Below are 11957 nucleotides of genomic sequence, written 5' to 3'. Positions count from 1 at the left end.
CGTACCTTTTGTATAATGGGTCAGCGACTTATTTTCAGTGGCGAGCTTAACCGAATAGGGGAGGCGTAGCGAAAGCGAGTCTTAATAGGGCGTCTAGTCGCTGGGAATAGACCCGAAACCGGGCGATCTATCCATGGGCAGGTTGAAGGTTAGGTAACACTGACTGGAGGACCGAACCGACTACCGTTGAAAAGTTAGCGGATGACCTGTGGATCGGAGTGAAAGGCTAATCAAGCTCGGAGATAGCTGGTTCTCCTCGAAAGCTATTTAGGTAGCGCCTCATGTATCACTGTAGGGGGTAGAGCACTGTTTCGGCTAGGGGGTCATCCCGACTTACCAAACCGATGCAAACTCCGAATACCTACAAGTGCCGAGCATGGGAGACACACGGCGGGTGCTAACGTCCGTCGTGAAAAGGGAAACAACCCAGACCGTCAGCTAAGGTCCCAAAGTTATGGTTAAGTGGGAAACGATGTGGGAAGGCTTAGACAGCTAGGAGGTTGGCTTAGAAGCAGCCACCCTTTAAAGAAAGCGTAATAGCTCACTAGTCGAGTCGGCCTGCGCGGAAGATGTAACGGGGCTCAAACCATACACCGAAGCTACGGGTATCACGCAAGTGATGCGGTAGAGGAGCGTTCTGTAAGCCTGTGAAGGTGAGTTGAGAAGCTTGCTGGAGGTATCAGAAGTGCGAATGCTGACATGAGTAACGACAATGGGTGTGAAAAACACCCACGCCGAAAGACCAAGGTTTCCTGCGCAACGTTAATCGACGCAGGGTTAGTCGGTCCCTAAGGCGAGGCTGAAAAGCGTAGTCGATGGAAAACAGGTTAATATTCCTGTACTTCTGGTTATTGCGATGGAGGGACGGAGAAGGCTAGGCCAGCTTGGCGTTGGTTGTCCAAGTTTAAGGTGGTAGGCTGGAATCTTAGGTAAATCCGGGATTCTAAGGCCGAGAGCTGATGACGAGTTACCCTCTGGGTGACGAAGTGGTTGATGCCATGCTTCCAAGAAAAGCTTCTAAGCTTCAGGTAACCAGGAACCGTACCCCAAACCGACACAGGTGGTTGGGTAGAGAATACCAAGGCGCTTGAGAGAACTCGGGTGAAGGAACTAGGCAAAATGGCACCGTAACTTCGGGAGAAGGTGCGCCGGTGAGGGTGAAGCACTTGCTGCGTAAGCCCACGCCGGTCGAAGATACCAGGCCGCTGCGACTGTTTATTAAAAACACAGCACTCTGCAAACACGAAAGTGGACGTATAGGGTGTGACGCCTGCCCGGTGCCGGAAGGTTAATTGATGGGGTTAGCTAACGCGAAGCTCTTGATCGAAGCCCCGGTAAACGGCGGCCGTAACTATAACGGTCCTAAGGTAGCGAAATTCCTTGTCGGGTAAGTTCCGACCTGCACGAATGGCGTAACGATGGCGGCGCTGTCTCCACCCGAGACTCAGTGAAATTGAAATCGCTGTGAAGATGCAGTGTATCCGCGGCTAGACGGAAAGACCCCGTGAACCTTTACTATAGCTTTGCACTGGACTTTGAATTTGCTTGTGTAGGATAGGTGGGAGGCTTTGAAGCGTGGACGCCAGTCTGCGTGGAGCCATCCTTGAAATACCACCCTGGCAACTTTGAGGTTCTAACTCAGGTCCGTTATCCGGATCGAGGACAGTGTATGGTGGGTAGTTTGACTGGGGCGGTCTCCTCCTAAAGAGTAACGGAGGAGTACGAAGGTGCGCTCAGACCGGTCGGAAATCGGTCGTAGAGTATAAAGGCAAAAGCGCGCTTGACTGCGAGACAGACACGTCGAGCAGGTACGAAAGTAGGTCTTAGTGATCCGGTGGTTCTGTATGGAAGGGCCATCGCTCAACGGATAAAAGGTACTCCGGGGATAACAGGCTGATACCGCCCAAGAGTTCATATCGACGGCGGTGTTTGGCACCTCGATGTCGGCTCATCACATCCTGGGGCTGAAGCCGGTCCCAAGGGTATGGCTGTTCGCCATTTAAAGTGGTACGCGAGCTGGGTTTAGAACGTCGTGAGACAGTTCGGTCCCTATCTGCCGTGGACGTTTGAGATTTGAGAGGGGCTGCTCCTAGTACGAGAGGACCGGAGTGGACGAACCTCTGGTGTTCCGGTTGTCACGCCAGTGGCATTGCCGGGTAGCTATGTTCGGAAAAGATAACCGCTGAAAGCATCTAAGCGGGAAACTTGCCTCAAGATGAGATCTCACTGGGACCTTGAGTCCCCTGAAGGGCCGTCGAAGACTACGACGTTGATAGGCAGGGTGTGTAAGCGCTGTGAGGCGTTGAGCTAACCTGTACTAATTGCCCGTGAGGCTTGACCATATAACACCCAAGCAATTTGTTGATCCTGCTCTGGAAACGGAGAAAGGCACCAGATTGCGGTGTGTGAAGACGAGATGAACCGAAAGTTCGAGTCAAAACCCACAAACTATCGCATACCCATTCGCTGGAACGTGACCGTAAGGCACGCGCTGGCTACCGAATTTCTTGACGACCATAGAGCATTGGAACCACCTGATCCCATCCCGAACTCAGAAGTGAAACGATGCATCGCCGATGGTAGTGTGGGGTTTCCCCATGTGAGAGTAGGTCATCGTCAAGATTAAATTCCGAAACCCCTATCTGCTGACGCAGGTAGGGGTTTTGTTTTTAGTAGAAGTCTTCGATTTTCACCGACACGTTGTTCCTGAACGGGTTGGTTACCGAATTTCTTGACGACCATAGAGCATTGGAACCACCTGATCCCATCCCGAACTCAGAAGTGAAACGATGCATCGCCGATGGTAGTGTGGGGTTTCCCCATGTGAGAGTAGGTCATCGTCAAGATTGAATTCCAGAACCCCTGTCTGCCAATGCAGACAGGGGTTTTGTCGTTTTCGGAGCCGATAATCGGATCGCCGTCCTAATTGACGCCACCCCCCGGCAAACCCCCAAGCCGTTGCTATGCTTTGGTTGTCGGGCATTGGAAGCAACAGCCCGCGACGTGACTGGTCATGGGGATTCCAATAATGAAAAACCCTTATGCTCCCGGCTTCTGGTGCGCTGTCGCGGCCTTGCTGCTGCTTTCGGCCACCTACTTCTATGGCGTCATGCTGACTCACCATATCGACAAGGCACTGATTTTCCTGGATAGCGCGGCTGCGCTGATCGGTGTCATTTCTGTCGCAATCGTCGCCTGGGCGTCTCTCCAAGGCCAGCGCATCAAGAAGAAGCAGCTTGTGCAAGGCAAGACACTGGTCCTGATCTGGGATACCAAGGTTGCGCTGCGCCGGGTTGAAACGGTATTCGACCGTTATTTCTGGGGCAGCTATTGGCAGCCTGGACGCACGTTTCAGGAAGTCATGGGTGAGCTTACCGGCACTCCGCTGGAGAAAAGCCTCGAGGCACTGAAAACTCAATGCGCCGCCCTGGACAAGCAAGTCGCGCAAGACGACTGGCATTGGCTCAACAATGCCCGCGAGCTGTGCGATGTGGCCAACGCGATGGCTCGGGAGCGCTATCAATTGGACTTCTACGATGGGCGTGACGATTCATCGGGTGCGGCAGTAATCAATCGAGATTTCGAAGTGTTGGTCTACACCTGGACAGCACGCCTCAAGACCTTCGATCATCAACTTGACGAGATCGAAGTCGAATATTCGTAGACCATTTCTCAAGAACACGCTTTTTCCCCTTTAAACATTGGGCTTGCTGACTTGCCTGATGCTAATCTCCCCACCACTTTTATCGCGTCGTACCACAGCCCTTTGCGGGTCAAGGAAGACGACTCTTTTCAACCATGGAACACGATCGGATCACTCATGAACAAATCAGCAAGCGTACTTCTGGGAATCGTTGTGGTTGTTGGTGCAATCAGTGCGGGTGGCGCCTGGTATACCGGCACCAAGCTTGAAGGCGTACTGCAAACCGCTATTGCCGACAGCAATAAGCAACTGCAAACGGCTTTGGCGGGTTCCAATGGCACCGCTTCGATTGAACTGGTCTCCCTGGACCGTGGCACCTTCAGCAGTACCGCCCGTTATCGTCTCAAGGGTGAAGGCGAAATGTTCGGCGGCGAACCGGTCGAGCTGCTGTTCGTTGACAACATCGAACACGGTCCACTTCCATTCTCGCGCCTGATGACGCTCAAATGGTTGCCGGTCATGGCCACCAGCCACACCGAACTGGAACGGACTCCACTGACCGAAAAGTGGTTCGTTGCCGCCAAGGATAAATCGCCTCTCAAAGGCGTCTTCAATCTCGGTTACGATCAATCCACCAACGGCACGTTCGAACTGCTGCCTCTGGATACCAAGCTGGATGAGCAATCCCAGCTGATCTTCTCCGGCCTGAAAATCGATGTGGCCGCCAGCGCCCAGGCTGAGAAGATCAAGGCCGACGGCTACATGGACAGCTTCAAGTTGACCACCGTCGCCGAAGATCAGACGCCGGTTCAGGTAGAGTTCAGTGGCCTGACATTGGCCAGCAACCTGACCAAGAGCACCTATGGCTACTACAAGGGCGACAACACCCTGTTGCTGAGCAGCAGCAAGACCACCTTCGGCGAGCCGAAATCGGTATTGGGCCTGAAAAACTTCGAGATGAAGAACAACAGCTCCGAGAACGGCACCAGTGCTTCGGGACGCGCTGATTACAAGATCGGCGAGTTGTCGTTCAATGACAAGGTCATCGGTTCTGCACAGATGGCGGTCAGCCTGAAGAACCTGGACATCCCTGCCACCATGTCGCTGATGCAGGTCTACCAGGCCAAGCTGCAACCCTACGAAAAGGCAGCTGCCGAGGCCGCTGAAGCGGGCGAGCCGGCTCCAGAGCTGAACCTCACCGAGGCAGAAGAAGCGCAGGTCAAAGCCGACCTGGAAAAACTCCTGGCTGGCGCCCCGCAAGTGGCCCTGGAGAACCTCTCGTTCAATACCGCTAACGGCGAAAGCCGCGCGAGCCTGGTTGTCGATCTGGCCAAGCCGCAGTCCATGGACCTGCCACCCGATGAGCTGGGCCGCCAGTTGCTCGCTCTGCTGGACTTCAAGGTCAAGGTTTCCAAGCCAATGCTGGTGGATCTCCTGACCGTGCAAGCGCAGATGGAAGGCCAGACCGACGCAAAACTGATCGCCGACCAGGCGACTGCCACCAGCGATATGTTCAGCGCCATGGCGGTAGGCACGGAGCTGGCGAAGCTTGAAGGCAATGATGTGGTTACCAATCTGCACTACGCCAACAATCAGGTCGATTTCAACGGCCAGAAGATGACCGTTGAACAGTTCACCGCGTTTGTGATGAACAAGCTGGGCGGTGGCGTCGCCATTCAGTAACCCGTCCCAGGCAACATCTGAAGACCGGTCCGTGCCCTGTGCACGGGCCGGTTTTTTTTGTCCGTTGAAAATGCCGCGCTGAAATCTGCATGGATTCTGAAGAATTATGGCGATCTGGAAGATGACCCGCCACGGAGTGCAAAACTAGGCCCGTTAGAGCTTGGCTGGGTTCCTTTGATCCGGCCTTCTGTTTGATGGGCAAGGGGGCACTGCGACCCGGCTGGCCATGTAAGGATGCTGACGAATGCCGCGTACTGTGGGTCCTCTTATTCAATTCGGTTTGCGCCCGTTGTTTCGCGTCGCGCTGTGCAGCCAATTGTGCTGGTCGGTGGCGGCGTTTGCCGATACCGCTTATGACCAGATGGTGCTCGACGCCCGCGCGGGGCATTACACGCCCGCGTTGTCCGTATTGCGCCAGGTGCCGGTTGGCCAGGCCAGCACCGCACAGATCAGTGACCATCTGCAGATCGCCAGTTGGGCCGGTCTTGATGCCGAGGTGGTGAAAGTCTACGAAACCCAGGGCCGCTACCGCGACCTTCCGGTTCAGGCGCTGACCGCAGCTGCTCGCTCCTATCGCAACCTCAAGCGCTGGGATCCGGCGGTCGAGTTGTATCGCCGGGCGTTGGCGATCGATCCGCAGAACCCCGATCTGCAACTGGGTCTGGCCTTGACCCAGGCCGATGCCGGCAAGCCAGATGAAGCCGTCAGCCGCGCGAGGGCCCTCGTTGCCGCCAAGCCAGAAGATCCGATGCGCCGGTTGGCCTTGGGCTATGCGCTGACGCGTGCGGACAATCCCCACGAAGCGCTTTTCGAATACGACCAGGCTTTCACCCGTGCCGGCAGCAACAAGCCTGAAGTCGCCCGCGAGTACGTCTATGCCCTGCAACGCGCCCGTTTGCCTGAGCCGGCCCTGCGCCTGGCCCGGCTTCAGCCCGGCCTGATCGATCGTGGCGTGCAGCGCAGGCTTGAAGGCGATGTGGCGGCCGAGCGGGTGCGCCTGGCGGATATGGCCAGTCGCAGCGAAACAGAACGTTTTGTCATCGCCGATCGCGCGCTGGCGGACTACGACAAACTGCTCGCCACCTGGACTCCGGTGGCCGAGGCCCACGATGATGTCTTGCGCTGGCGGATCGACCGCATGGGCGCCCTCAACGCCCGGGCTCGCCGGGCCGAGGTGATCGCCGAGTACCAGAAGCTGGTCGCGGAAGGGGTCAGCATTCCAACCTACGCGCTGCGCTGGGTTGCTTCTTCCTATCTGGAGCAACGTGAACCGGAGATCGCCGTCGATCTGTACCGCCGCGTGCTGATTGCACCGGATGCAGATCCTGCGGACCGCTTCGAAGACAGCACTGCGCTCTACTACGCCTTGCTGGAAAGCGAAAAATCCGAGGAGGCCCGCGCACTGGCCGAAGACCTGGCGAAAGCACAGCCGGCCCGCGTGGAACTCAAGGGGCTGCCGATCGGTAATCCCAACGACGAATGGATGGACGCGCAGCTCCTGGCCGCTCAGGCAGGTACCTACGGCGCCGATCTGCCTACCGCCGAGGCGCGCCTGGACGCTCTTGTCTATCAGGGGCCCGGCAATATCGGCTTGCGCCTGGCCCAGGCCGATCTGTACCAGGCACGTGAATGGCCGCGACGTTCGGAAAGCCTGCTCAAGGAAGTCGAGGCCACGACGCCGCGCAATCGCGACCTGGAAGTCGCCCAGGCCCGCGCCGCCATGGATCTGCAGGAATGGCGGCAAATGGATGCGCTTACCGATGACGTGGTCGCCCGCTATCCCGAAAACGCTCACGTCAAGCGCCTGCAACGCCAGCGTGACGTCCATGACATGGCTGAACTGCGCATCGAGGCCTACACCGGCAAGAGCTACGGTGGCGGCAATGGCGACGCTGGCGCGGTGACCGGCAGCCGCGATTTTGGTATCGAGACCTTGCTCTACAGCCCGCCCATCGATGAAGACTGGCGGCTGTTCGGCGGTGCCGGATACGCAACCGGCGACTTCGAGGAAGGCACCGGCCACCATCGCTGGCAGCGCCTGGGAGTGGAGCGGCGTACCCGCGACATGACCCTGGAGGCGGAAATCTCCAACCATTCGTATGGTTCCGGTGACAAACAGGGCGCGCGAGTGGCCGTGGCCCGGGACATCAATGATCACTGGCAGTACGGCGGCAGCCTGGACTACCTCTCGGCCAACACTCCGTTGCGGGCTCTCAACAGCGGGATTCGCGCCAATGGTGGAAGCGGTTTCGTCCGCTGGCGTGCCAATGAAAGCCGCGAGTGGCGGCTGGCTGTCAGCCCGTCCCACTTCAGCGATGGCAACAACCGCCTCGAGACCTTGCTGACTGGCCGCGAGGGCATCTACAGCGCTCCGAGGCTGCAAGTGGAGCTGGGCCTGGAAGTCGGTGCCAGTCGCAACAGCGGCTCGAATGAAGTGCCGTACTTCAATCCGAAATCGGACTTCAGTGTCATGCCGACCGTGAGCGCCAATCACGTGTTGTATCGCCGCTACGAAACCACCTGGAGCCAGCAGTTCCAGGCGGGTGCCGGCACTTACAGCCAGAGTGACTACAGCACCGGTGCCATGGGGCTGCTCAGCTACGGCCAGCGTCTGCTCTGGAACGATGTGCTTGAAGCCGGGGCCGCGCTGAGCTGGCTCAACCGCCCTTACGACGGCGATCGTGAAAGCGATCTGCGCCTGCTTGTCGACCTCACCTACCGCTTCTAGAAGAGTTTGAAAATGCCCGTCATTTCGCGATTCATCCTTCTGCTGGGAGTCTTGCTGATCAGCGCTTGTGCCCAGCAGGCCCCGGCATTTGCCCCGCCTTCGCAACGGCCGGTGATGGCCAACGATGCGCCATGGCCGAAAAACCACGTGCTTGGCATCGCCTACCACGACGTCGAAGACCGCGACCCCGACCAAGCCTTGGTGGCCGTGCGCACCGAGCGCCTGATCGAGCAATTGGCCTGGCTGCGGGAAAACAATTATCAGCCGGTCACGATCGACCAGATCATCGCTGCCCGCAACGGCGGGCCCGAACTGCCACCGCGCGCAGTACTGCTGAGTTTCGACGACGGCTACTCAAGCTTTTACACCCGCGTCATGCCCATCCTGCGCGCCTACAACTGGCCGGCCATCCTTGCTCCGGTCGGCAGTTGGATCGACACGCCGCTGAATCAACCGGTGGATTTTGCCGGCGTGCCACGCAAGCGTTCCGAGTTCCTGACCTGGGAGCAGATTCGCGAGGTGTCGAAATCGGGCCTGGTGGAAATCGCCGCCCACACCGATGCCAATCACAAAGGCGTACTCGCCAACCCGCAAGGCAACCAGCAGCCGGCGGCGACCACGCGGCGCTACGATCCGGCTACCGGTCGCTATGAAGCGGAAGCCGATTTCCAGGCGCGTCTGCGCAAGGACGTGGCAGCCATTTCCGAGAAGATCCGCAAAGTCACCGGCTACAGTCCGCGCGTCTGGGTCTGGCCATACGGCGAGGCGGACGGCACCGCGTTGCAGGTGATTGGCGGCCAGGGCTACCAGATGGCCCTGACCCTGGAAGACGGCCTCGACAGCCTCGATAACCTGATGAGCGGCCCGCGCTTTCTGGTGGCTTCCGATCCGGACGGCGCTCACTTCGCCGAAAGCATCGTCTCGGTGCAGACCATGGACCCGATGCGGGTGGTCCACGTTGACCTGGATTATGTCTACGATCCGGACCCTGTGCAGCAGGAGGCCAACGTCGGCAAGCTGGTCCAGCGTATCTACGATCTGGGCGCGAACACCGTGTTCCTGCAAGCTTTTGCCGACCCGAAGGGCGATGGCCTGGTCCATTCGCTGTACTTCCCCAATCGGCATCTGCCGGTACGCGCCGATCTGTTCGATCGGGTCGCATGGCAATTGCGCACCCGGGCCAACGTGAAGGTGTATGCCTGGATGCCGGTGCTCAGTTTTGCCCTGGACCCGAAGTTGCCGCGTGTACAGCGCTGGGATCCTGAAACCGGCAAGATTGGCGTCGCCCCGGACCAGTACCTGCGCCTGTCGCCCTTCGACCCGAACGTGCGCAAGGTCATCGGCGAAATCTACGAAGACCTGGCGCGGATGAGCTCGGTGGACGGCGTTCTGTACCATGACGACGCGGTGTTCTCCGACTTCGAGGATGCCGGCCCAGCTGCGATGAAAGTCTATGCGGCCAACGGCTTGCCGACCTCCATCGCCGCTCTGCGCGACGACCCGGCGGCCATGCAGCGCTGGACCCGTTTCAAGAGCCGCTACCTGATCGACTTCACCGCTGAGCTCACGGCCAAGGTTCGGGCAATTCGTGGTCCGGAGGTGCGCACGGCGCGCAATATCTTTGCCGAGCCGATGCTCAACCCGCAGAGCGAGGCCTGGTTCGCCCAGAACCTCGATGACTTCCTCGGCGCCTACGATTGGACGGCTCCGATGGCCATGCCATTGATGGAAAAACAGACCCGCGAGCAATCCGGGCCCTGGCTCGAACGGCTGGTGGAAACCGTCAAGGCTCGCCCCGGTGCGCTCAAGCGCACGGTATTCGAATTGCAAGCGCGCGACTGGCACAGCAAGCCGGTGGCCGATATCGAAGGTGAACAACTGGCCGACTGGATGGGGCGACTCAAGCGCCAGGGCGTGACCAGTTTCGGCTACTACCCGGACAACTTCATCGAAGACCAGCCTGCCGTGAAAGCCGTGCGGCCTGCGCTCTCCAACAAGTGGAATCCTTGACATGCTCGACAGACTGCTCGCCGTCCTGGTGCTGGCGATCGTCCTTGGGGTGCCCCTGGGCCTGATCTTCCTGGTCACTGGGCAATTCCTGATGGACTTCGTGTTCTTCTACCCGCTGTTCATGTCCGGGCTGTGGATCGCCGGGGGCCTGTATTTCTGGCTGCACTGGGAGCGCCACTGGCCGTGGAAAGACGATACCTTGCCGCCGCCCCTGGCCGGCGAACCGCTGATCAGCATCCTGATCCCGTGCTTCAACGAAGGCGACAACGTTGCCGACACGATTCACGCAGCGCTGGGCCAGCACTACCCGAACATCGAGGTGATCGCCATCAACGACGGCTCCAAGGACAACACCGCCGAGGTGCTGGACCGACTGGCCGCCGAAGACCCGCGCTTGCGTGTGCTGCACCTGGCGGAAAACCAGGGCAAGGCCGTAGCCCTGCGCATGGGCGCCATCGCTGCACGCAGCGAATACCTGGTGTGCATTGACGGCGACGCGCTGCTGGCACCGAATACCTGCGCCTACCTGGTGGCGCCGATGCTCGACAACGCCCGCCTCGGCGCGGTGACGGGCAACCCGCGCATTCGCACCCGTTCAACATTGGTGGGTCGGGTCCAGGTCGGTGAGTTTTCCTCGATCATCGGCTTGATCAAGCGTACCCAGCGGGTCTTCGGACGGATCTTCACCGTGTCCGGCGTGATCGTCGCCTTCCGTCGCACAGCGCTGCACCGGGTCGGCTACTGGAGCCCGGACATGATCACCGAGGACATCGACATCAGCTGGAAGCTGCAACTGGACCACTGGAGCATTTTCTACGAACCCCGTGCGTTGTGCTGGATCCTCATGCCCGAAACCCTGCGCGGCCTGTGGCGGCAACGGCTGCGCTGGGCCCAGGGCGGTGCCGAAGTGCTGTTCAAGAACATCCGCGGCATCTGGCAATACCGCCACCGTTACCTGTGGCCGCTGCTGTTCGAATACTGCCTGTCCACCGGTTGGGCGTTCACCTTCCTGCTGTCGGTGATCTTCTGGGGCGCTGGCAAATTCATCGAGATGCCCGCCGCCATCGCGGTGGACCACCTCATGCCGCCGGCCTTCACCGGGCTGTTGCTGGCGGTGGTGTGCCTGATGCAGTTCGCGGTGAGCATCCTGATCGACCGTCGCTACGAAAAAGGCCTGTGGCACATCATGTTCTGGGTGGTCTGGTACCCGTTGGTGTTCTGGTTGATCAGCCTGTTCACCACCCTGGTGAGTTTCCCCAAGGTGCTGTTCGGGCAGCATCAGAAACGTGCGCGCTGGGTCAGCCCGGATCGCGGGATCAAGCCGTTCGATGACGAAGAAGAGGAAGTGATCCGATGAAAATTATCAGGACCCGGCAGCGGCCTTTTCTGGTGGTCATCGATGTGCTTTTCACCGTGCTGGCGTGGGTTGGGCTGTTGTATCTGCTGGTCAACGGGCTCTGGCCGTTGTTCGACAGCCATGCCGGGCCGCGCCTGGGTGGTTCGTTGTTCGATACCCTGGGAACCTTGCAGATCTATGGCTGGATCGCGCTGGTCAACGCAATCATCCTGATTACCTGGGCGCGTTACCAACAGCGCAAAAGCCGCAGCTTCGCCCAGCGTCGGCTGCCGAGGCCTGCGGTGGATGACCAAGGCCTGAGCGCAAGTTTCAAGCTGACTGACGAACGACTGGAAACGCTGCGCCAGCCTGGCTCCAAAATCATCCATAACAACCCGGATGGCGACATCAGCCACGTAGTGCCGCACTTTCATCTGCTGAGCCCGGACTTGCAACCGCCGCCCCTGGCACCGCTGGACCGGCCGCCGGTGATTCATCTGCCGGCTGATCGCCCTGCGTAGTCAACGCAAAACACCACAGGTTTTATATTGTCTTCA

Annotated in this window: 6 protein-coding genes and 3 rRNA genes (1 of these 9 cut by a window edge); all 9 read left to right on the top strand. The window is 58.9% G+C overall.

Features of this window, described 5'->3' with window-relative positions; translation table 11 throughout:
- Positions 1-2342, top strand: a 23S ribosomal RNA gene (locus J3P96_RS27130); it begins 550 nt to the left of the window's first position.
- Positions 2343-2506: 164 nt separating this feature from the next.
- A 5S ribosomal RNA gene (rrf, locus tag J3P96_RS27125) occupies positions 2507-2622 on the top strand.
- Positions 2623-2730: 108 nt separating this feature from the next.
- Positions 2731-2846, top strand: a 5S ribosomal RNA gene (gene rrf / locus J3P96_RS27120).
- A 182-nt stretch (positions 2847-3028) separates the two neighbouring features.
- A complete protein-coding gene (locus J3P96_RS27115; protein ID WP_434654316.1) occupies positions 3029-3664 on the top strand; it encodes an NADH:ubiquinone oxidoreductase subunit N in 636 nt (211 codons plus the stop codon).
- 156 nt (positions 3665-3820) lie between these two features.
- Positions 3821-5326, top strand: a complete 1506-nt coding sequence (locus tag J3P96_RS27110) for a YdgA family protein (protein WP_434654313.1) — start codon at positions 3821-3823, stop codon at positions 5324-5326.
- 244 nt (positions 5327-5570) lie between these two features.
- Positions 5571-8054, top strand: a complete 2484-nt coding sequence (gene pgaA, locus J3P96_RS27105; RefSeq protein ID WP_434654310.1) for a poly-beta-1,6 N-acetyl-D-glucosamine export porin PgaA — start codon at positions 5571-5573, stop codon at positions 8052-8054.
- A 12-nt stretch (positions 8055-8066) separates the two neighbouring features.
- On the top strand, positions 8067-10064 hold the full coding sequence (gene pgaB, locus J3P96_RS27100; protein WP_434654307.1) for a poly-beta-1,6-N-acetyl-D-glucosamine N-deacetylase PgaB: 1998 nt from the start codon (positions 8067-8069) through the stop codon (positions 10062-10064).
- 1 nt (position 10065) lies between these two features.
- Positions 10066-11421: a poly-beta-1,6-N-acetyl-D-glucosamine synthase gene (pgaC, locus tag J3P96_RS27095; protein WP_305497636.1), complete on the top strand. Its 1356-nt coding sequence runs from the start codon at positions 10066-10068 to the stop codon at positions 11419-11421.
- Positions 11418-11921, top strand: coding sequence for a poly-beta-1,6-N-acetyl-D-glucosamine biosynthesis protein PgaD (gene pgaD / locus J3P96_RS27090; protein ID WP_434626678.1), 504 nt, complete (start codon positions 11418-11420; stop codon positions 11919-11921). Before pgaC ends, pgaD begins: the two co-directional genes overlap by 4 nt.
- Positions 11922-11957: the final 36 nt, after the last annotated feature.

This window comes from Pseudomonas sp. R3-56, assembly GCF_051132075.1.
Classification (GTDB): Bacteria; Pseudomonadota; Gammaproteobacteria; order Pseudomonadales; family Pseudomonadaceae; genus Aquipseudomonas.
This window is presented reverse-complemented; position numbering and strand designations above follow the sequence as displayed.